The 22,293-nt window shown below is 44.3% G+C and carries 20 protein-coding genes and 1 riboswitch; of the genes, 13 read left to right on the top strand and 7 right to left on the bottom strand.

Going from position 1 to position 22,293, the window contains the following annotated elements; genetic code table 11:
• The 9 genes from BQ4305_RS07965 (at nt 1) to BQ4305_RS07925 (ending at nt 9,511) form a co-directional block, all read left to right on the top strand.
• A complete protein-coding gene (locus BQ4305_RS07965; RefSeq protein WP_110927291.1) occupies nt 1-1,197 on the top strand; it encodes an iron-containing alcohol dehydrogenase in 1,197 nt (398 codons plus the stop codon).
• Between the two features lie 241 nt (nt 1,198-1,438).
• A complete protein-coding gene (locus BQ4305_RS07960; RefSeq protein WP_199880612.1) occupies nt 1,439-2,659 on the top strand; it encodes an ISL3 family transposase in 1,221 nt (406 codons plus the stop codon).
• A gap of 140 nt (nt 2,660-2,799) precedes the next feature.
• On the top strand, nt 2,800-5,229 hold the full coding sequence (locus BQ4305_RS07955; RefSeq protein WP_110927289.1) for a heavy metal translocating P-type ATPase: 2,430 nt from the start codon (nt 2,800-2,802) through the stop codon (nt 5,227-5,229).
• Nucleotides 5,230-5,596: 367 nt separating this feature from the next.
• A complete protein-coding gene (locus tag BQ4305_RS07950) occupies nt 5,597-6,178 on the top strand; it encodes a LemA family protein (protein ID WP_110927288.1) in 582 nt (193 codons plus the stop codon).
• Complete coding sequence (locus BQ4305_RS07945) at nt 6,175-6,909, top strand: TPM domain-containing protein (RefSeq protein WP_110927287.1); 735 nt, start codon at nt 6,175-6,177, stop codon at nt 6,907-6,909. The genes BQ4305_RS07950 and BQ4305_RS07945 overlap by 4 nt, the downstream gene beginning before the upstream one ends.
• Before the next feature lie 75 nt (nt 6,910-6,984).
• A riboswitch (PreQ1 riboswitch) is annotated at nt 6,985-7,028 on the top strand.
• Nucleotides 7,029-7,081: 53 nt separating this feature from the next.
• The gene (gene queC / locus BQ4305_RS07940; RefSeq protein WP_110927286.1) at nt 7,082-7,741 is read left to right on the top strand and encodes a 7-cyano-7-deazaguanine synthase QueC; all 660 of its coding nucleotides are present in this window, start codon (nt 7,082-7,084) and stop codon (nt 7,739-7,741) included.
• Nucleotides 7,742-7,745: 4 nt separating this feature from the next.
• Nucleotides 7,746-8,219: a 6-carboxytetrahydropterin synthase QueD gene (queD, locus tag BQ4305_RS07935; protein ID WP_110927285.1), complete on the top strand. Its 474-nt coding sequence runs from the start codon at nt 7,746-7,748 to the stop codon at nt 8,217-8,219.
• Nucleotides 8,212-8,940 carry a 7-carboxy-7-deazaguanine synthase QueE gene (gene queE, locus BQ4305_RS07930; RefSeq protein WP_110927284.1) on the top strand — a complete coding sequence of 243 codons (729 nt, stop codon included), beginning with the start codon at nt 8,212-8,214 and terminating at the stop codon, nt 8,938-8,940. The genes queD and queE overlap by 8 nt, the downstream gene beginning before the upstream one ends.
• Before the next feature lie 31 nt (nt 8,941-8,971).
• The gene (locus tag BQ4305_RS07925) at nt 8,972-9,511 is read left to right on the top strand and encodes a VUT family protein (RefSeq protein WP_110927283.1); all 540 of its coding nucleotides are present in this window, start codon (nt 8,972-8,974) and stop codon (nt 9,509-9,511) included.
• Between the two features lie 266 nt (nt 9,512-9,777).
• Here the strand turns inward: BQ4305_RS07925 and BQ4305_RS07920 are convergent, their stop codons facing one another.
• Nucleotides 9,778-10,908, bottom strand: a complete 1,131-nt coding sequence (locus BQ4305_RS07920; protein ID WP_234396903.1) for a CAP domain-containing protein — start codon at nt 10,906-10,908, stop codon at nt 9,778-9,780.
• Nucleotides 10,909-11,145: 237 nt separating this feature from the next.
• On the opposite strand from BQ4305_RS07920, the gene BQ4305_RS07915 reads away from it, so the two are divergent.
• The gene (locus tag BQ4305_RS07915) at nt 11,146-11,457 is read left to right on the top strand and encodes a rhodanese-like domain-containing protein (RefSeq protein WP_110927282.1); all 312 of its coding nucleotides are present in this window, start codon (nt 11,146-11,148) and stop codon (nt 11,455-11,457) included.
• 92 nt (nt 11,458-11,549) lie between these two features.
• Here the strand turns inward: BQ4305_RS07915 and BQ4305_RS07910 are convergent, their stop codons facing one another.
• The 4 genes from BQ4305_RS07910 to BQ4305_RS07895 all read right to left on the bottom strand — a co-directional run bounded on the left by BQ4305_RS07910 (nt 11,550) and on the right by BQ4305_RS07895 (nt 17,712).
• Nucleotides 11,550-12,998, bottom strand: a complete 1,449-nt coding sequence (locus BQ4305_RS07910) for a GntP family permease (protein ID WP_110927281.1) — start codon at nt 12,996-12,998, stop codon at nt 11,550-11,552.
• Nucleotides 12,999-13,115: 117 nt separating this feature from the next.
• Nucleotides 13,116-14,579 carry a CoA-acylating methylmalonate-semialdehyde dehydrogenase gene (locus BQ4305_RS07905; protein WP_110927280.1) on the bottom strand — a complete coding sequence of 488 codons (1,464 nt, stop codon included), beginning with the start codon at nt 14,577-14,579 and terminating at the stop codon, nt 13,116-13,118.
• Between the two features lie 36 nt (nt 14,580-14,615).
• The gene (locus BQ4305_RS07900) at nt 14,616-15,812 is read right to left on the bottom strand and encodes an iron-containing alcohol dehydrogenase (RefSeq protein WP_110927279.1); all 1,197 of its coding nucleotides are present in this window, start codon (nt 15,810-15,812) and stop codon (nt 14,616-14,618) included.
• 148 nt (nt 15,813-15,960) lie between these two features.
• On the bottom strand, nt 15,961-17,712 hold the full coding sequence (locus BQ4305_RS07895; RefSeq protein WP_110927377.1) for a sigma-54-dependent Fis family transcriptional regulator: 1,752 nt from the start codon (nt 17,710-17,712) through the stop codon (nt 15,961-15,963).
• A gap of 259 nt (nt 17,713-17,971) precedes the next feature.
• Between BQ4305_RS07895 and BQ4305_RS07890 the strand changes: the two genes are divergently transcribed.
• Nucleotides 17,972-18,169 (top strand): sporulation protein Cse60, encoded by a 198-nt coding sequence (locus BQ4305_RS07890; RefSeq protein ID WP_110927278.1) that lies wholly within the window; start codon nt 17,972-17,974, stop codon nt 18,167-18,169.
• Nucleotides 18,170-18,243: 74 nt separating this feature from the next.
• Nucleotides 18,244-18,561: an MGMT family protein gene (locus BQ4305_RS07885; RefSeq protein ID WP_110927376.1), complete on the top strand. Its 318-nt coding sequence runs from the start codon at nt 18,244-18,246 to the stop codon at nt 18,559-18,561.
• Nucleotides 18,562-18,600: 39 nt separating this feature from the next.
• Here BQ4305_RS07885 and BQ4305_RS07880 read toward each other — a convergent pair whose 3' ends face one another.
• Both BQ4305_RS07880 and BQ4305_RS07875 read right to left on the bottom strand, forming a co-directional pair.
• On the bottom strand, nt 18,601-18,948 hold the full coding sequence (locus BQ4305_RS07880; protein ID WP_110927277.1) for a hypothetical protein: 348 nt from the start codon (nt 18,946-18,948) through the stop codon (nt 18,601-18,603).
• A 56-nt stretch (nt 18,949-19,004) separates the two neighbouring features.
• Entirely contained in the window at nt 19,005-20,282 is a 1,278-nt protein-coding gene (locus BQ4305_RS07875; RefSeq protein WP_110927375.1) for a BaiN/RdsA family NAD(P)/FAD-dependent oxidoreductase, read from the bottom strand.
• A 218-nt stretch (nt 20,283-20,500) separates the two neighbouring features.
• Between BQ4305_RS07875 and BQ4305_RS07870 the strand changes: the two genes are divergently transcribed.
• Nucleotides 20,501-22,114, top strand: a complete 1,614-nt coding sequence (locus BQ4305_RS07870) for a putative polysaccharide biosynthesis protein (RefSeq protein WP_110927276.1) — start codon at nt 20,501-20,503, stop codon at nt 22,112-22,114.
• Nucleotides 22,115-22,293 lie beyond the last annotated feature (179 nt).

The raw sequence follows: 22,293 nt of genomic DNA, 5'->3' as shown, positions 1-22,293 counted from the left end.
ATGCATAAGATAACGTTCACTTCTACAACCCATATTGGCTGGGGTTCTTTAGAAAAGCTGGCTCCGGAAGTTGAGAAACTGAAGGCCAAGAAAGTGTTGGTCGTGACGGATCCTTTTTTAAAAGAATTAGGAGTTACGGATAAAATCGTTCAGTCTTTAAACGAGAATGCTGCAGAGATTACGATTTATACAGATGTAGCGCCCGAGCCGCCCTTGGCAATCGGAGAAAAACTTGTAGCTTTCACAAAACAGCATAATTTTGATTTAGTAATTGGCTTGGGCGGAGGAAGCGCCCTGGATTTGGCAAAACTCGCTGCGCTATTGGCTGCTCATGAGGGAAATGCTGCTGATTACTTGAATTTAACTGGAACTAAAAGCATTGAAAATAAAGGGCTTCCGAAAATTCTGATCCCGACAACCTCAGGAACAGGATCCGAAGTGACGAATATCGCTGTTCTTTCACTTGAAACAACAAAGGATGTCGTCACACATGATTATATGCTGGCAGATGTGGCCATTGTCGACCCTGAGTTAACGCTGTCACTTCCTCCGAAGGTAACGGCAGCCACTGGCGTGGATGCCTTGACACATGCCATTGAAGCTTATGTATCTAAAAACGCCAATGAAGTGACAGATGCACTGGCTGTGAAAGCCATACGGCTAATCAGCCAGTCAATTCGAACAGCGGTCAGAGACGGTCAAAATCAACAGGCGAGAACCGATATGAGTTATGGAAGTTATTTAGCAGGACTCGCTTTCTTTAATGCAGGTGCAGCCGGGGTTCATGCTCTTGCCTATCCATTAGGAGGACAGTTCCATATTGCACATGGAGATTCGAATGCAGTGCTTCTCCCTTATGTAATGGGGTATATTCGCCAAAGCTGTGAGAAGCGGATGAAAGATATTCTTGATGCTTTAGGTGTGTCCTCTGCGTATTTGTCACAGGAGGAGGCATCTTATAAATGTGTAGAGGTGCTGAAGGAACTGGTGGAGGATGTGAATATTCCTTCTTCGCTTAAAGGATTCAGCATTCCGGAGGAGGCATTGGAAGCATTGACTAGGGATGCAGAAAAGCAGACGAGGCTTCTTTCCCGCAGTCCTATGATGCTTGAGAAGAAGGACATTTTCCAGATTTACAGAAATGCCTATGATGGATCTGTGACCGAGCCCGGACAGAAGAATATGGCTCCGGCCTAAAGCAAATCCACAAAATTCATTCATTTTTCTCGTTTTATCTTGAGTCCGCTTAATAGGCGGGCTTGTTTGCATTTATCTTGATTCTTAGTTACCGTAATGAAAAAGATGTTTCTATTTTTAACATTCTGGCTCTATACTATTTGTTGGGGTATCCATACAATTTGTTTGCATAAAAAATGCACGCAAACATCCAATTCTTTTATACTTGAGTTGCCTAGAAACAAGTAGAGAATGGAGTTGCGTGCATATGAATTTTACCATGAATATTCCCGGTTTAGAAGGGGTTACCATTTTAAAAGTAGAGCAGGTGGAGGAAACGATGAGGGTATATGTGGAGATGGAACGCAGCCTCCAGCAGTGCCCTGACTGCGGAGCTCCCACCTCCCGTGTTCACGACTACCGGATCCAAAAGGTTAAGCACTTAAAGTGGTTTGAGAGGAAGACGGATTTATTCTACAAACGCAGACGGTATGTCTGTGCATGCGGGAAGCGTTTTTCGGAACAAAACCCGTTCGTACAGCGTTACCAGCGTACATCTATTGAGTGGAATCAGGCCGTGGGCATACGGGCGATTAAAGGAAAGACCTTTAAAGAAACGGGGGAAACCTACGGTTCTTCGTCTTCTACTATTGTCCGCCGGTTTGACCGTTTGGCTCGGAGTGAAATACGTTCTGTGGAAAAGCTGCCTTCTGTGATTGCCATTGATGAGTATAAAGGAGATACACGAGAAGGAAAATACCAGCTCATCATTGCCGATGGAATCACCAAAAAGCCCTTAGATATCCTGCCTAATCGCTATAAGAATACGATTAAACACTATCTTCAAAAGTATGGGGACAAGGTTCAGGTGGTGATCATGGACATGAGCCATTCGTTTAAGTCGGCGGTTCAAAGTGCCTTAAGCCGCCCTGTGATTGTGGCCGATCGTTTTCATTTCTGCCGATATATCTATTGGGCGCTGGACGGTGTCCGGAGAAGGGTACAGAAAGAGTTTCACCCGTATGACCGCAAGAAGTGCAAACGTATGAAGCATGTCTTTCACAAGGCCTCCGACCGCCTGACAGAAGAAGACAGATGGCATTTGAATCGGTATTTGGGTATGTCGGAAGAGCTTAAAAAAGCGTACGAATTAAAGGAAACCTATCGTGGCTGGTTTGTTCAGGCGAAGGGATCAGGATCGGAAGATGTAGGGAAGGTCAAACAGGGGCTGAGAGACTTTTATCGGCTGGTCCGGAATTCTGGCATTCCTGAAATGGAGAAAGCCATTACCACGCTCCAAAATTGGCAGACAGAGATCTTAAACAGCTTTGTCTATGGGTATTCGAATGGTTTTTTAGAAGGAATCAACAATTCAACGAAGGTTCTTAAACGAAATGCGTATGGATTCAGGAATTTTAGCCGTTTTCGGGCCAAAATATTATTAACCCATCAGTTTAAAGGAATTGGGATACATATTGGTTAGGAATGGCGATCAGAGTCGCCACCCCAACATTTGACGGAGAACCAACATTCTTCATTTGCATACTATACCCCTGTATGGTATATTTTAGCTGTAGAATACGTTGGGAATATTTTGTTATGAAAGAGAGGAGGAGGCGGTCTATGGTTTCCGAAAGGAAGGAAACGACTTTTCAAATAACAGGCATGACGTGTGCCGCCTGTGCAGCGCGTATAGAAAAAGGGTTAAATAAAATAGAAGGTGTTGAGAAAGCCCATGTCAATCTGGCGTTGGAAAAATCGACAATTACCTACGACCCTAAAATAGCGTCAGAAAATGAATTCCAGGAGAAAATCGAGAAGCTTGGCTATGGAGTGATTTTAGAAAAGGCTGATTTTGATATATCGGGAATGACCTGTGCGGCCTGTGCCAGCCGAATTGAAAAGGGACTCAGCAAAATGCCGGGAATTGCCAAAGCCAGTGTGAATTTAGCTTTGGAGACTGCAGCCGTTGAATACAATCCGGAACAGATTTCAACCAGAGATATGACGGAAAAAGTACAAAAGCTTGGATATAAAGCAGCTCTCAAATCGAATGGTGAGGAGCCTCGGGATCAGCGGCAGAAGGAAGTGAAGAAACAGCAGAAGAAGTTCGTTGTCTCTCTGATTCTTAGTCTTCCTTTGCTATGGGCGATGGCCGGTCATTTTCGTTTTACCTCTTTCTTATATGTGCCTGATCTTTTCTTGAATCCATGGTTCCAGCTGCTATTGGCCACTCCTGTGCAATTTATTATAGGCTGGCAGTTTTATGTTGGAGCATATAAGGCTCTTATCAATAAAAGCGCCAATATGGATGTATTGGTGGCTCTTGGCACTTCTGCAGCTTATTTTTACAGTCTTTATCTTTCTATCCGATCTATTGGGATGAATGGACATGTTCATGAACTCTATTATGAAACCAGTGCGATTCTGATCACCTTGATTATTCTAGGGAAATTATTTGAGGCAAGAGCAAAAGGGCGATCTTCTGAAGCTATTCGAAAGCTCATGGGGCTGCAGCCTGACACAGCTTTCGTATTTAGAGATGGAATGGAACAGGAGATTCCGTTGGATTCCGTTCTTACCGGTGACATTTTGCATGTTAAGCCCGGGGAAAAGGTTCCGGTTGACGGTGAAATCATGGAAGGAAGCTCTGCCTTGGATGAATCGATGCTGACTGGAGAAAGTGTTCCGGTTGATAAGACAGCCGGAGACCAAGTAATTGGAGCCACCATTAATAAAAATGGATTTTTGAAAATAAGGGCGACTAAGGTCGGCCATGAGACCGCGCTTGCTCAAATCATCAAAGTCGTTGAAGAAGCCCAAGGATCCAAAGCCCCGATACAACGGCTGGCAGATCAAATTTCAGGGATATTTGTCCCCATTGTCCTGGGTATTGCAGTTCTGACATTTTTGATTTGGTATTTTCTTGTCACTCCAGGCGACTTTTCAGAAGCGCTGGAAAAACTGATCGCCGTTTTGGTTATTGCATGTCCTTGTGCATTGGGGCTTGCGACTCCTACCTCCATTATGGCAGGTTCAGGAAGGGCAGCGGAAGAAGGGATCCTCTTCAAAGGGGGGGAATATCTTGAAACGGCCCATCAAGTGACAGCCATTCTATTAGATAAAACAGGAACGGTGACGAACGGCAAGCCGGTATTAACAGATATTGTTCCGGCAGAAGGCTTTACAGAACCAGAACTTTTATATTGGGTCGGGACCGCTGAACGGCTTTCTGAACATCCAGTTGCTCAGGCGATTGTGGAAGGTATAGCTGAAAAGGGGTTAGATACAGGTCAAGCCTCTGACTTTACTGCTATCGCTGGATACGGAATCCAAGCGAGTGTAGACGGCCGCCATGTTTTAGCAGGCACCCGCAGATTAATGGAGAAGCACGGGGCAGACATTGGACGAACGGAAAAAATCATAGAAAAACTGGAACAAGAGGGCAAAACCGTTATGCTTGCGGCGGTCGACCGGAAATATGCCGGAATCCTTGCTGTGGCAGATACGATAAAAGAGACATCAGAAGAGGCGATTCAGCGCCTGAAGGACAAAGGTCTGGAAGTCATTTTGATGACAGGTGACAATAAACGGACAGCGCAGGCCATTGCTGCTCAGGCCGGTATCCGGCATGTGATTGCGGAAGTGCTTCCAGAAGGAAAAGCTGCCGAAGTAAAAAAACTTCAGAGTGAGGGTAAAATAGTCGCCATGGTCGGGGACGGAATCAATGATGCCCCTGCACTTGCTGCTGCCGATATAGGAATGGCGATTGGAACGGGCACGGATGTGGCGATGGAAGCAGCTGATATCACATTGATCCGCGGAGATTTAAACAGTATAGCGGATGCCTTGTTCTTCAGCCGAAAGACGATCAGCAATATTAAGCAAAATTTGTTTTGGGCATTTGCATACAATGCGGTAGGAATTCCGATTGCAGCTTGCGGCTTTCTGGCTCCGTGGCTGGCGGGGGCAGCGATGGCATTTAGCTCCGTGTCGGTTGTGCTAAATGCGCTTCGCTTACAAAGACTGAAACTTAGCCGGGATACAGAATAAGAGCCGGGAAAAAACGAAAATTCATTGAACGGGATAAGAATCTATCTTAAGAAATGAATGCTTTGTAAATGGAGGTTCCTGGAAAAAGCACAAAAGAGACGGCAGAATCGGCATGTACCGCCTGAAAGTGTCCCTGAAACGGAAATCCATTAAGCATATGTGAAAGATCAAATTTTGAACTGCACCCGAATTGTTAGACACATCTAACAATTCGGGTGCAGTTTCTTTATTTTTGTCCAAGCCTTTATTAAATTTACAGGTTTATGAATCAATGTGTTTTTTCTTTTCGGGTATGAATTGTTTAGCATAAGTCCCGCTGTGGGAAAATAATATGGATCAGAATAACAGGATGGGAGTGAGGACTGACATGAAAAAAGGATTGCTCGCCACAATAGCAGTTATCGTAGGTATTATTGTGATTATCGCGATCATGCTGATCTCGAGCTATAATGGTTTCGTTGAATCAGAAGAGAATGTGGATTCTTCTTATGCACAGATTGAAAACCAGCTGCAGCGGAGACTGGATTTGATCCCCAATCTCGTCAATACCGTGAAAGGGTATGCAGCACATGAAGAAGAAGTGATTACAGCCGTTTCGGATGCAAGGGCTAGACTTGCAGGCGCCGATTCTCCAGAGGAGGAAGCGACAGCCAATGACGAATTGTCAGGTGCATTAAGCAGGCTGTTAGTCGTTGTCGAAAATTACCCTGAGCTGAAGGCGGATAAGCAGTTCACACAATTAATGGATGAGCTTGCAGGAACAGAAAACAGAATTTCTGTAGCCCGAAAGGATTATAATGATCAGGTTGCTTCTTATAATAAAAAAGTGAAACGATTCCCAGGCGCGATAGTTGCAGGTGTGACAGGTTTTGATGAAAAAGAATATTTCAGAGCAGATCCAAAGGCTAATGAAGCTCCGGAAGTGGATTTCGGGGGCAATGATCAATGATTTCCCGAAAGATCTCCAGCTGGTTGCTGCTGATACTTCTATTGGCAATGACAGGCCGGGCATTTGCAGCAAATCAGGAAATCCCGGCACCTGTTGGAGATATCTATGTACAGGACTTCGCTAGCGTCCTGACACAGAGCGAAAAGGAAGAATTGAACCGGATGGGCCGCCAGACAGAGGATCAGACGTCTGCCCAAATTGCCATTTTGACGGTCCAGACAACAGGAGAAAGACCGATTCAGGAATTTGCAAATGAAGCCTTCCGGACATATGGAATTGGAAACAAAGAGAAGAACAATGGCGTTTTATTGGTCGTGGCTATGAAGGATCAGAAGACATGGCTTGAAGTTGGGTACGGAATGGAAGGCAGGATTCCGGACGGCAAAGCAGGGAGAATCTTAGATGAATACACCATCCCTTATTTAGAGGCAGGCCAGCCGGAACAGGCTTTGAAGGAAACCTATAAAGTCCTGGTCAGCGAAGCGACAGCTGAGTACAGCGGAGACAGTCAGCCTGGGCAGAACCAGGGAGGAGAAGGCATCGGCATTCCTGCCTGGCTGCTTATTGTCCTGATCATCGCTGTTGTTTTTCTTGATATAAAATTCTTTGGGGGAACGCTTTCTTATCTGCTGATATCCCTTTTCTCCCGAGGCGGAGGAGGGGGAGGCAGCGGACCTCGCGGCGGAGGAGGAGGTTCTTCCGGAGGCGGCGGTGCCGGCCGGGGCTGGTGAACCTTCAAAAATCAGGAGTTGATTTTCCCTTCATTTCGCTATAAGATAAACAGGGAATTGAATAATCCGCGTCAGGCGGAAGAGGTTTTTAGCTACCCTCTTAAAAAAACTAAGAAGAAACAGCACTCTTTCTTAGGGTGCTGTTTTTTCGTTATAAGGGAGTTTTCAGAAGATGAAACAAGAAAAAGCAGTTATTGTATTTAGCGGAGGACAGGACAGCACAACCTGTTTATTTTGGGCCAAGGAACGGTTTGCCGAGGTGGAGGCAGTTACATTTGATTATGATCAAAGGCATCGATTGGAAATAGATTGTGCCAAAGCGATTACAAAGGAGCTTGGCATCAAGCATCACATATTGGATATGTCTCTTTTGAACCAGCTTGCGCCCAATGCGTTAACAAGGAAAGACATTGAAGTGAAAGATGGAGAAGATGGAGAGCTGCCTTCGACTTTTGTACCTGGCAGAAACTTGCTTTTCCTTTCTTTTGCAGGTGTGCTGGCCCGGCAGATAGGGGCCCGTCATATTGTGACAGGCGTATGTGAAACAGACTTCAGCGGCTATCCTGATTGCCGGGATGCTTTTATTAAATCACTGAATGTCACGCTGAATTTATCAATGGACTATCCTTTTGTTATTGATACGCCGCTGATGTGGCTGAATAAAGCCGAGACCTGGGCCTTGGCGGACCAGCTTGGCGCCTTCGATTTTGTCCGTGAAAAGACACTGACCTGCTATAACGGCATCATAGCAGATGGGTGCGGCGAATGCCCTGCCTGTAAGTTAAGAAGAAAAGGGCTTGAGGACTATCTTAGCATGAAAGAGGGGCGCTGACCCAATGGCTGAGTTCAGAATCGTTGATAAGCTGCAGAAGCTTGGAGAAGATATTCAAAAGGAAGAGTTGAAGTATCATGCCAAGCGTGTTCTGGTCAGCAAGGAGTTCACCTTTGATGCTGCCCATCACCTTCATCATTATGAAGGAAAATGCAAGAACCTTCACGGTCATACGTATAAAGTCATCTTCGGAATAAGCGGATTAACGGATTCACGCGGCCTGCTGATTGATTTTGGTGAAATAAAGGAAATGTGGAAAGAACGGATTGAAGTATATTTAGACCATCGCTATTTAAATGAAACATTGCCTTCGATGAATACGACAGCGGAGAATATCGTTGTGTGGATTTATGAACAGATGGCGCAGGCCTTGCAAGAAGAAAAATCGCAGAACAGCGTCTGGCTTGAATTTGTCAGACTGTATGAAACACCAACCAGTTATGCTGAAGCCAGAAGGGAGTGGATGGATCATGAGTAAAATTCCTGTAATGGAGATTTTTGGTCCGACCATACAGGGAGAAGGGATGGTCATCGGCCAAAAGACAATGTTTGTCCGAACGGCGGGCTGTGATTATTCCTGTTCCTGGTGTGATTCATCTTTTACCTGGAATGGCAGTGGAAAACATTTGATTTCACAAATGACGGCTGAGGAAATATGGGCCGAGCTGAAGAATATCGGAGGACGGGGGTTTTCGTTTGTTACGATTTCAGGAGGCAATCCGGCGCTTTTAAAGAATATAGATTCATTAGTCAGGATTTTAAAAGAAAAGAAGATAAAGATCGGCGTTGAAACACAGGGAAGCAGATGGCAGGATTGGCTGTATGAAATCGATGAGCTGACGGTTTCTCCTAAACCCCCAAGCTCCGGAATGAAGACTGATTTCATCGTGCTGACTGATATTCTGTCAAAGCTGAAAGCCCAAAATGAAAATCAGCATGTTTCGTTAAAGATTGTTATTTTTGATGAAATCGATTATGAATATGCGAAGAAGGTTCACCAGATGTATCCGGAGTTTCCTTTTTTCCTGCAAGTCGGCAATGACGATATTCAGACGGCAGACACCCAGGAGCTTGCCGGCAGATTGCTGAAGAAATATGAAGATTTAGTTGACAGAGTAATCAACGATGCAGAGATAAATGATGTGAAAGTGCTCCCTCAGCTCCATGCTCTCGTGTGGGGGAATAAAAGAGGCGTTTAAGAAGAATTGATTAAACAATAGGAGATAGATTATGAGAATCATATTTTACTTGTTATCCATTATTGCGGCCAATGTAGTTACAGCTGCATTCATGCCGCTTCAATTAGGAATATTCATCGTGCCGATGGGGACGCTTTTAATTGGTGCGACCTTTATCTTTCGTGATCTTGTTCAAAATAAGTACGGCCGGAAAAAAACATATCTTTTCATCGGTCTTGCACTTGTCTTATCGGCATGTGTGTCCGCATTGCTTGGCGATACCCTATTAATTGTCTTGGCATCCGCTCTATCGTTTGTCATAGCGGAAACGGCTGATACGGAAATATACTCGCGGCTTAAGCTGCCGTTGGCATGGCGCGTATTCTACAGCGGCCTTGTCGGAGGACTGCTGGATTCAGCTGTATTTGTGATTGTTGGATTAAGTCCGCTTGGAGCCAATATGCTGCCATGGGAGGCCGTCCCGGCTGCAATCATAGGGCAGATTATCGTGAAAACAATCATTCAGATGATTGGGGCGCTGATTTTGAGCCAGATACATGGAAAAATGGATAAAAGCATTCCAGCAGGCTGATCAGAAAGCATGGGCTGTTTTGCCAAGACAATATAGTCTTGGCAAAACAGCCTTTTTATATGCCGGTGGAATTAAAAGTTCAGGATTAGGGAAGCAGATGGAACGGAAGCGAAAAACTCATAGAATGAGATAAGAATTGCTATTGTACGAATTGATTGGGAATATCCACTATCGAAAAAGAGTTTCTTAAAGAATCCATGGAGCATAAATAAAAAGATATCCAATTTCTCTGTGAGAAATTGGATGTTTTGTCCAGACTCTTCTTTTTAGTTCGTGACATAATTCTCTGTGTAGTATGGTTTTTCTTGATTATTAAAGGCAACCCCGACACCGAGCGTGCGGAAATCTTTACGAAGGATATTTTCCCTGTGACCGAGTGAATTCATTAACCCTTCATGGGCAAAGATGCTGCTGTTTTGTCCGGCAGCCAGGTTTTCTCCTGCGAGACGGAATGCGATATCATCATCGGCCATCCGGTCAAAGGGGGACTTTCCTGCTAGATTTGTATGGTCAAAATAATTATTTTCGGCCATATCGTCACTGTGCTTGCGGGCTGTGCCCTGAACTTCCTCATTCCAAGTAAGGACGTTAAGATTATGGTTGACCCGGGCAGCATTTGTTAAATCAAAGAGCTGAAATTCAAATCCTTGCTTCAGCTTCTGATCCCCTGGAGTAAAATAGTCTTTCTTGTCTTCTTCAAGCTTCTGATCTACGATTTGGATGGATGTGACAGTGTTATTTTCATGCTTGTCATAAAAAACAGTCACATAGCTGTTTTCCATTTTGTATAAACCGTATTCTCCGTTATTTTGGATCTGATAAAAGACATTTCCTTTTCTTAGCTTAGTCAGCGGCTCCCCCAATTTGGCTTCAACTTCTTTTTTTGGAGTTCCTCTTTCGATTCCTTGTTTGGAACTAATGAGGTCCTGATTGGTGTAGAGGGCTGAAACTTTATCATCATCATTATAAGCAGCCATGAAAAAATTATGGTAATTGTCATGATAAGTGAACCACTTTGTGCCATATTCATTCTCACTGGAGCGCTTCGCCTTTCCGGCTTTCTTTTCTACGTCAGATTTTGAATCGCCAAGTTCAATATTATGGACGGAAAAAGAGTGATCGGCGGGTTTCTCCAGCTCTGGTTTGGAAACTGTTTCTGCTTCTGTATCAGAGCCACTGTCCAGCGGTTTTACTTTTTCTGACAGGGTGCCCCACAATTGCTGGGCGCCTTGTTTGAGCTCAGTTAATGCAGAAGAAATTTCAGCATTGTTTTTTAATCCATTTGCATCTTCTTTTATATTTTCAAAGACTCCCTGATAGCCTTGCTCGGGAATATCTTTACCATAGGCAAACCAAAAACCTCCAACTACGAGTAATAGAACAAGCAGTTTGCGCACGTGTTTTCCTCCTGTTTCTTTTTTCGCACCTAGGCAGATTAGATTCATTTTACCCATTATACTAACAGCTCAAGCCTTGCTTTGTACATTTTAACGAACAGAGGATTTTTCCCACTCTTTCATTATTATGGGATTTACTGTAAGGAGTGCGGAGACAAGTTGTTCATGACATTTCACTCTGCTCCTATTTATTGTTATAATGGGGGAAGAAATTTAAGACTAAAATGAGGTGCCAATATGGATGAATTGAAAACCATCACGCCGGAACAGGTTGAAGTGCTGCTTGAAGCAGGAGAAGATTTGGAAATCGTTGATGTGAGAGAAGACGAAGAAGTTCAGCAAGGAATGATTGAAGGGGCGAAGCATATCCGTATGGGCGAAATCCCAAACAATCTGGACTACTTTAATAAGGATAAAGAATATATTTTAGTCTGCCGTTCCGGAAGAAGAAGTGAAAATGTAGCGTACTTCCTGCAAGAGCGCGGATATAAAGTAATCAATATGGAAGGCGGAATGCTCGGCTGGAACGGTGAAGTCATCGTTAAATAAAAGAATTCCTTCAGCTGTTTGTCTAAAAAGGTCTAATAGGCAAGAAAAAATGCTCCTGTGCTGATGACAGAGAGCATTTTTATTTTTAGCCATTAGACAAGGCCGGTTAGACTGTATACAGCAATGATAAAGAAAACCGCTATGAACTTGATGATTGTAATGGCAAAAATATCACGATAGGCTTGTTTGTGTGTTAATCCTGTTACGGCCAGCAAGGTAATGACCGCTCCATTGTGAGGAAGAGAGTCCATCCCGCCCGAGGCCATTGCCACGACTCTGTGCATGACTTCCAGAGGAATGTTGAATTGTTCAGCAGCTCTATAATATTGCTCTCCCATTGCGCTGAGCGCGATGCCCATCCCTCCTGAAGCGGAGCCGGTGATCCCGGCCAGTACATTTGTTGTCACGGCAGAATTAATGAGAGGGTTTGTAAAGGTGTGGGAAATGCCGTCCCGTACAATACTGAATCCAGGCAGTGCGGCAATCACGCCGCCAAATCCATATTCTGACGCTGTATTCATGACAGCAAGCAAAGCTCCTCCAATACTGGCGTTGATTCCTGATTGGAAATTAGCTGCGATTTCTTTAAAGTTAAACAGGAATGTAGCCAAAATCCCCATCACGAGTGCTATTTCTACAGACCAAATGCCAGCCACTGCGGACATATCGACTTTTCCGAAAGATTCGAGGCCGATAGCTGAAAAATCGAATCCATTTGGGTACCATTTCGGGAGTGAAACGCTTAATACTTTATTCATTACTCCGACTAAGACAAGCGGCATAAATGCGAGAATCTGCCGCCACGGTTTCATCTTTTCAGGAGTTTTATCTGGATCTGGCTGAGGCTCTTCAGCCAAGGCAGCAGTCGCTGCTGCCATCTCTTCTTGAGCCTGCCTGGTTCCATAATACCCTTCCCCGGCAGCTTTTGCTTTTTTTACCCTCGACTGCAGATAAAGCATTCCTAAAGTAAAGATGAAGATCCCGCCGATGGTTCCTAATACAGGAGCGGCATAAATGGATGTTTTGAAAAAAGTAGTAGGAATGACATTTTGTATTTGAGGAGTTCCGGGCAGAGCATCCATCGTAAAGGAAAGTGCCCCCAGGGCAATTGCACCCGGTATTAGCCTCTTAGGTATATTGGCTTCCCTGAAAAGATTGGCTGCAAAAGGATAAACAGCAAAGGCAACAACAAACAGGCTTACTCCGCTATAAGTCAGGATGGCACACATTAACACGATCGCCAGTACTGCCCGTTTTGATCCGACGAATTGCACAATCGTTTTAGCAATGGAAGAGGCAATGCCGGACATTTCTACAAGCTTACCAAAAATAGCGCCGAGCAGAAATACAGGGAAATATAATTTAATAAAGCCGACCATCTTTTCCATAAAGATATTAGAGAAGAACGGCAGGGTATACGATGGATCTGTGAGCATAACGGCAAGCAGTGCACAGAGAGGGGCAAATAAAATAACAGAGAATCCCTTATATGCTACAAACATCAGAAGCCCAAGGACAATAATTATGATGAATAGCTCCATTTCTTCACGCTCCGATTCCTGTATAGATCTCTATAGGTTAATAAAGTGCCTTGCCGGCTGGGCAGGCAAGGCACTTGTTGGTCTTCCGAAAGCAGGTAAGCAATTGGAATGCTGTTCTTAATAACGGGCAGTCAGCATTTTTTTACGAGTATAGAATTCGACTCCGTCACGGCCGTTTGCATGGAGATCGCCATAAAAGGACTTTTTATATCCTGAGAACGGGAAGAAGGCCATTGGAGCAGGAACGCCCATGTTTATTCCAAGCATACCGGCATCAATATTGTCACGGAACTGGCGCACGGCTTTTGCACTGTCCGTATACAGGCAGGCACCGTTGGCAAATTCTGATTGATTGGTTACCTCAATTGCCTCTTCCAGTGTATCAACGCGTACAACGGATAGAACTGGAGCAAAAATTTCTTCATTCCAGATTTTCATGCCTGGTTTCACTTCATCGAAAATTGTAGGCCCGATGAAATAGCCATCTTTGTTCTGGGTGATAGAATCTGTCCGGCCGTCCCGAATCAGCTTAGCTCCTTCTTTTTCACCGGATTCAATATATTGGATTGTTTTATCCTTATGGCTTTGGCGGATAACGGGACCTAAAAATACTCCTTTCTCAAGTCCGTTACCGATTTTAATCTCATCAGCCCGTTTAGTTAGAGACTCAACGAGTGTATCTGCGACGTCACCGACTGCTACAACAACGGCACAGGCCATGCAGCGCTCACCGGCTGATCCAAAGGCTGCGCTCAGAATATTTGTGACAGCCAAATCCAGATTAGCGTCAGGCAGCACAATCGAGTGATTCTTCGCGCCTGCAAGGGCCTGCACTCGTTTACCGTTGGCAGCAGCTGATTTGTACACATATTCGGCTACAGGCTGGGAACCGACGAATGAAACAGCCTTTATGCTGTCATGGTCCAGAATTCCATTCACTACATCATGCGCACCGTGTACGATATTCAGGACACCATCCGGCAGACCTGCTTCAGTGAATAGTTCTGCCAAACGATTAGCCAGCAATGGCGTACGTTCGGAAGGCTTAAGGATAAAGGTATTCCCGCAGGCAATAGCTAGAGGGAACATCCAGCATGGCACCATCATAGGGAAGTTAAACGGCGTGATGCCGCCAATGACACCGAGCGGATAGCGGTACATGCCGGATTCAATCCCGGTGGCGATATCCGGAAGCTGGGATCCCATCATCAAGGTAGGAGCACCTGCGGCAAATTCCACGCATTCAATTCCGCGCTGTACTTCACCATAAGCCTCTTCATAGCTTTTTCCATTTTCAAGTGTGATCAGGCGGGCTAATTCATCCCAATGTTCTACTAGAAGCTGCTGATAGCGAAACAGGATTCTTGCACGCTTCGGCACAGCTGTCGTTTTCCATGTTTGAAAGGCCTTTTCTGCAGCCAGGACAGCTCGGTCAAGATCCTCTCGGCTTGATAAAGGAACGAATGCCAGAGTTTCGCCGGTTGCCGGATCAGGAACGGCTTCTGTTTTACCTGAAGTGGATGCAACCCATTGGCCTTCAATAAAGTTTTTAAGAATTTGAGTATCTGTTTTTGTAGTCATATAAGAATCCTCCTAATATAGTAAATTTATTTTAATTTACAGTTTTATATTTTCAGCAGATTGAAAATTATACTGATAGCACTGTTTATATAAATCAATGATTTCCTGGTGTGACGGAACCCTCGGGTTATTTCCGGGACTTCCGCTTGCCAGGGCATCTGCCGCCATCTTATCTACGGACAGTTCAAATTTCTTTTCATCAATGCCCCAAGATTGCATATTTGGAATCCTTAAATCAGCACAAAGCTGCTTGATTTCCGAGATTGCTGAATCAGCCATCTCCTCCGCTGATAACGCTTTCAAATCTGGGTTCATCATTTGAGCGAGTTCTGCCAATGGTTCAATCGCATACTCTTTCGTAAATTCAAGCACAGCTGGGAGCAGCATCGCATTGGAAACGCCATGGGGAACATGAAAAATGGCTCCGATCGGCCGTGACATGCCATGAACTAAAGTTACAGAGGCATTAGAAAACGCCAGCCCAGCCTGCATAGAGGCAATCGCCATTTGTTCTCTGGCTTCCAGATTTTCTCCGTTTTGATAAGCGGATCTTAAATGTTTCATAATTGCCTGAATCGCTGCCGCTGCCATGTTTTTGGTCAATGGCTGAGAAAGCCGGGATATATAGGCTTCAATCGCGTGACACAGTGCGTCAATGCCTGTAGCCGCTGTCACATGCGGAGGCGTCGAAACGGTGAGCGAAGGATCAACAATGGCCGTGCAGGGAAGGAAGGCCTCGTGTTTAATCATCATTTTAATATCCTGTGCCGTATTAGTAATGACCGTGACATTGGTCACCTCTGAACCAGTTCCTGCAGTGGTCGGAACAGCAATCAAGGGCAGCGGATTTCTTTTGATTGGCACCTTTTTCCCCATATCTCCTATGTAGCCATCATTTGTGGCAAGAACTGCTACAGCTTTGGCAGCATCTATACAGCTGCCGCCTCCTATAGCTGCAATGACATCACAATTTTCTCTTTTGGAAAGCTCCAGCGCTTCATCTACATGAAGGTCGGTAGGCTCACTATTTACATCTAAATAAGTGACACAGGCCACATTATACTGTTCAAATAAATCAATGCATCGCTGCACATGGCCAAGCTGCTCCATAATTCTGTCACTTACTAAAAGAACTTTGCTGCCATATTGAGCGGCTTGTTTGCCTAGCTGTGACAGAGAGTCCTGACCATAAAATACTGCTTTCGGCATGCGAAACTCTGAAAAAGTATTCATATCTTTCCCTCCTTATATGTTGTTACTAGTTTAATATGCAAGAAGGGTGCCAACATGAAAAACGAGAATTCATCCATTTTCTATCAGTAAAAGTGTCGTTTGTTACAGACACTATTGTCCGATAAGTGTCTGATAATACGGACACTTCTTAGGAAATGTGATATTTTTTTAGCTTTTCATAGAGAGTCGATCGTTGGATGCCGAGCATTCTGGCAGCAGCCGCCTTATTTCCATTGGATTCAGAAAGGGCTTTAAGGATGGCCTCCTTTTCATTTCTGCTGACCATCTCTTTCATTTCCGTTAATATACTCTCCTTATTGCCAATACGGCCGGCATCTTGGAGTGTTAATGAATCCGAAAGCGGGGCGCGGAAATGAACAGGCAGATCAGCTGCTGTAATTTCCTGGTTTTCGGTTAAACTGACAAGCATTTCAACCGTATTAATCAGTTCCCTGATATTGCCTGGCCAGCGGTATTCGCTTAATATGTGCAAGGCTTCCGCCAACATGAATTTAGGAGGAAGTCCGAATTGTTCGCAAAATGATGTCAGATGGTGCGTGATTAAAATCGGAATGTCCTTTCTTCGTTCACGAAGGGGGGGCAAATTCAGACGGATAATGTTCAGCCGGTAATACAGATCTTCCCTAAAGGTTCCTTTTTTGACCATGTCTTCGAGATTTTTATTGGTTGCTGCGATAATTCGTACATCCACCTGCTGTTTGGTGACCCCGCCAACCCGTTCCACTGCGCGTTCCTGAAGCGCTCGGAGAATTTTTGCCTGCATGAGCATCGGCATATCGCCAATTTCATCTAAAAACAAGGTTCCTCTGTGTGCCAGCTCAAATTTTCCGGGCTTGCCGCCTTTTCGGGCACCGGTGAACGAGCCTTCCTCATAACCAAATAACTCCGCTTCCAGCAGGTTTTCCGGGATTGCTGCACAATTCACGCTGATAAAGGGACCGTCTGCGAAGGGACTTAAATGATGAATCGCCTCAGCAAACAGCTCCTTGCCTGTTCCGCTTTCGCCGGTAATTAAGACGGTGGACGGGGTGGCGGCTGCCTTCTTGGCAATTTTTTTTACGAAAACAATGGATTCACTATTACCAAGGATTCGTTCGAAATGCTGATTGATTTCATTCGGCTTTGGTGTGATCAGGGAACTGTCTGCAACTTGTCTGGAAAGTTCCTGCATCCGGCCGAGAATATTGTACAATTCGGTGACCCCTTCAAAGATCAGCATTCCGATGGCTCCCACAATCTCTCCGTCTTTTCGGATGGGAATACGGTGTACGACCATATCCTGCCCCTGAATATGCTGAATATATCCTCTTTCTTCAATTCCGGTGGCACTGACGATATGCAGTCTGGTATTGTCAATCACTTCTGTTACATGTTTGCCGATGGCTTCTTCGCGTTTTTTGCCAATAAAGCGGCAGTATGCTTTGTTAATCTCCCGAATGGTTCCGGAAGCGTCTATGACGGCGATGCCTTCATAGGCACTTTCTAAAATAATGCTCAGCGTTTCTGCTGTATGAATCGTTTCCTGAAGCTGAGCGAGACAATAGAAATAAGAGTGAAGGATATCCGTCCGGGTCAGAATACCGATCAGGCTGCCTTCAGAGTCTGTTACAGGCAGACGCTCAGCAGGCATTTTCCAAGCATCAGAGATGGATTCGTCCGGCCCAATCGTTAAAACTGACGTGTTCATGACATCGGCAACAGGCGTATCGGGGGATATACCTTCTGCAAAACTGTTCATCAGCCCGGACTTTGTCAGCATCCCAATCACATGACGGTCTGTCGATATGACCGGCAGACCGTCTATTTTTCGGGAATTCAGAAGTGAAATCGCCTCACGCAATGTCTGGTCTGCGAACAGCGTTACAGGTTCCCGTGTCATCCATTTATGAACTGGTTCATGATTTTTCACAATGTCATAATTGATTTCTGATAATGTTCGATAATGTTCAGGCAATCTGTCCGCCTCCTTCAACGGGATTTTCAAAATGCTAGGATTGGTTTCATTATACATGGGATATTTTTTGTATGTATACCCTTTCATAAGAAAGATGGAGATTAATATCGAATATTCAGATAATAGGTATTGGAAATCTATAAAATGGCTATCCTCTACTAATAAAACAGGGAGGAACGATACGATGATTCAAGTAAAGGTATTTGATTATGAACATGAAAAGGACCTAGAAGACGAAATGAATGGGTTTTTGCAGAATATCAAAGAAAGCCAAATCATCGATATAAAATATAATGTAGCGGCAACCGGCGAAGGTGAAGAGGAAGAAGAACAGATTTACTGTTTCAGTGCTATGGTGATCTATAAAAAAAGCAAAGTATAATAAGACGAAGTGTCATCCTTTTGCCGTGAATTTAGATAAAATGGAAGAAACGGGTGAAAGAAGGAGTGGGCACTGTGAAAGCCTTTACAGAAAGAGTCATTGAGATCATCCAAAAGATTCCAGAGGGGGAAGTTGCAACATATGGACAAGTGGCACGAATGGCCGGAAGTCCCCGGGGAGCGCGGCAGGTTGTACGTATCCTTCACTCCTGCAGTGATAAATATGACCTTCCCTGGCACAGAGTCGTGAATAAGAAAGGAGAGATTGCTATTCAGGATCCGCTGGCCAGTGCCAGTCAGCTGAAAAAACTGAAAGAGGAAGGTGTTTCCTTTTTGAGTGACAAAGCGGTTAATCTGAATGCGCATCAATTTGATCCTCTGCAGGATTTTTGAATATAAAAACCTTCCCGATTTTTCGGGAAGGCCAGGTGTTCAATTAGGTATTCGTACGGAACTTCCAAGTTTTTTTTGATCCCGGTAGGATCGGTAGGCCAGAATTTCATGGCCGGCGGAGTGAATATCCAACTGCAGGATATAAGAACCTTTAGTCTCAAGGTAATAGTTGATTCCGGATTTTTCTAAATGGTAAAAAGTAAACTCGAGACCTAATAGCTGCTGCTTTTGTACAGTTGTTTCCGGATCTGTTTCAATCATGCGGACAATTTCAGGAATCGTTTCTGATGTTCCTGCTGCTTCTGCGAGTTTTTCCTTTACATACTCAGCTGTTTGGCTGATGGCAGATTGCGCTTTCTGAAACAGATGATTAATGACATGGCTCATTTGAAATCGGCTCCTTTAGATAGGTTCAGTATAGTATGCGGCTGCTGGTGTACGGATTATTCAGAAAGTCCGTTTTTGGCAAATCCAGCGGCATTCATGCCGGCAAGCCTTCCGGTCACAAGAGCTGATGTAATATTGTAGCCCCCTGTATAGCCGTGGATATCCAGGATTTCACCGCAGAAATATAATCCTGCCATGACTTTTGAAGACATTTCTTTCGGGTGGATTTCTTTTACTGAAACACCGCCGCCGGTCACAAAGGCTTTTTCGATTGACTGGGTTCCGTTCACATCAAAGCGGAAGTCTTTGCACAATTCTGCGAATCGGCGGATTTTGTCATGTGAGACAGCTGCTCCCTGTTCCTGCAGATCAATTTCGCTTAACTCAAGCAGGAAATGGAGATATCTTTCCGGCAGCAAGCCTTTTAATGTGTTTTTAATTGCTTTTTTTGGTTCGCTTTTGATTTCCTTCATGATTTTCTGGAATACTTCTTCTTGATTCAAATCGGGAAGAGCATCTATCTTCATCGTGACCGCTGCCAGGTTCCATTTCTTCATAGCTTTCACAACAAATTGGCTGCACCGCAGGACAGCTGGGCCGGAGATGCCGAAATGGGTGAAGAGCATGTCCATCCTGTGGGTAATCAAAGGTTTTCCTTTAGGGTTGAGCACACTTAAAGCGGTATCCCTCAAAGCAAGTCCCTGAAGAGTTTTTTCTTTAATGAATCTTTCATTGCTCAGTACAGGCACTTCTGTCGGGAATAAATCCGTAATCGTATGTCCGGCTTTTCTTGCCCAGGCATATCCGTCGCCAGTAGAACCGGTCTGGGGAACAGACTTGCCGCCGACAGCAATGACAACTGCGTCAGCACGGAAGCTTTGTCCGTCTTTTAACAATACCCCGTCTGTCCGGCCATTAGCATATAAAACCTCTTTTACTGGAGAATTTTTATAAATGGTGACCTTTAATTCTTCGAGACGGTCCAGAAGGGCATTCACCACGCTTTGTGCAGAATTGCTGACGGGGAACATTCTGCCATGGTCTTCCTCTTTTAAACCGACTCCCAGCTTTTCAAAGAAATGAATAATATCTTCATTATTAAATTCAGCGAAGGCACTGTAAAGGAATTTTCCGTTGCCGGGGATATGTTTAATAATTTCATCAATCGAAAGGCGGTTTGTAACATTGCATCTTCCGCCGCCGGATATAGCGAGTTTCCGGCCGAGTTTTTCTCCTTTATCTACGAGGAGAACTCTTGCTCCTTTTTCTCCTGCGGCAATAGCGGCCATAAGTCCGGAAGGCCCGCCGCCAATCACGATTACATCATATTTCAAGTTCATCACCACTTTGCTTTTTTCAATTCTTTCATTATATAGCATTTGAGCATGCGAAGGCGAGTGCCGGAAAGAATAAGTCAATATATAATTGAGTATTATCTTCAAAAAAGGTAAACTGATTGTAGTTTTTTTGAACTTCATACCGTTTTTCCATCTGGAGATATGATAAGATAAAAAAATGTGAAATGTAACTGATATGGTCGGGAAGGGATTATATGTCATCTAAGTTCTTAAAAGGGGCTTTTATTTTAACAGTAGGTTCAATGTTATCAAAGGTTTTAGGATTATTTTACCTTATACCATTCGAAGCGATGGTAGGAAAGACCGGCGGATATCTTTATAATCTTGGATATGTGCCCTATACGTTGTTTATCAGTTTTGCAACGGCCGGAATGCCGCTTGCAATTTCGAAATTCGTTTCGAAATATAATGCCATTGAAGAATATGCAGTAAGCAGGAGGCTCTTTAAATCAAGCCTCTTGCTTATGATGATTACAGGTGTTCTTGCCTTTTTATTTTTGTACATGCTGGCACCGGTTTATGCTGATTTTATTAAGACACCGGAAGCAGAAGTGCCGGTTGAAGACATAACATCAGTCATACGGGCTGTTAGTTTTGCCTTGATTTTAGTGCCTTTTATGAGTATTATCAGAGGTTTTTTCCAGGGACACGAAGAAATGGCTCCTACAGCCATTTCACAGGTTGTTGAGCAGCTTGTCCGAATCGTTTTCCTTCTGGCGGGGGTTTTTGTTGTCTTGAAGATTGCGGATGGAAGCATCGTTGAAGCGATCCAAGCAGCGACGTTTGCAGCAACGATTGGCGCCCTTGGCGGCTTGCTGGTTCTGTTTTGGTACTGGAGAAAACATAAACCGGGTTTCGATGAAATGCTGGCTCGGGACAGGGGAACCATTCATGTCTCTCTTCCGGCTATATATAAAGAAATTCTGATTTCTTCTATTCCGTTTGTTTTTGTTGGAATTGCGATGCCGGTTTTTCAGATGGTGGATAACCTTACCTTTTTAAGGGGAATGAGTTCAGGGGGTCTTGGGAAAATTGCGGAGGACTCTTTGGGGATTTTGAATACGTATGCTCAGAAGATTGTTCTCATTCCAATGACGCTTGCCACCGGTTTTTCCATGGCCTTGCTGCCTGCCATTACGAAAGCGTTCGTGAGTGAGGATTTCAGTGTGTTCAAACGGTATATAGACCAGGCTTTTCAGATTCTGCTGTTTATTACAATACCGGCTGTAGTGGGGATGGCTGTTCTTGCGGATCCGATTTATTCCTCTTTTTATGAACATGATCCGATAGGCGCCGAAGTACTTCAGGCCTATGCTCCAACTGCCGTTTTATTTGCCTTATTTTCTGTGACGGCATCAATCCTGCAGGGAATTAACCGACAGAAATTCACAGTACTAAGTCTGCTGATGGGATTATTGGTAAAGTTAAGTCTTAACCTGCCATTAATCCGATTTTTTGGAACAGATGGCTCAATCTATGCGACATCACTCGGCTTTTTCGTCGCCTGTATTATGAATCTGTTTGTGATCGCTTATTTTACAGGGTATCGTTATAATCTTGTATTTAAACGCACCCTTTTGATTACAATCATTTCTATTATAATGGGGATCGGGACATGGATAGTGAAGGCTCTCTTGATGCTTGGACTTGATACGGAAAGCCGGATGGAAGCCGTTGTGATCACGGCAATCGCTGCTGTCTTTGGAGCTTTTATTTATGCAGTAATAACGTTAAAGACCAAATTAGCGCACCATGTGTTAGGAAGCAGGATCGATCGGCTGCGAAAGAAATTAAAATTAAGTGAGTAAAATGTTTAGTATAGGAATGGAAGGGAAAAAGAATAATCCCTTCAATATTCACTAGGCCTTGTCATTATGGCAAGGCCTTTTTTAAAAAACGATCTTTGCTATCCATTTGATAAAGCTTTATGCTGTTGTCAATCGAGCAGTTTTAAGAAGCAATCGTTTTCCATACTGAAGATGGTATG

It is taken from the genome of Bacillus massiliglaciei (assembly GCF_900098925.1).
Taxonomy (GTDB): domain Bacteria; phylum Bacillota; class Bacilli; order Bacillales; family DSM-1321; genus Peribacillus; species Peribacillus massiliglaciei.
This window is presented reverse-complemented; position numbering and strand designations above follow the sequence as displayed.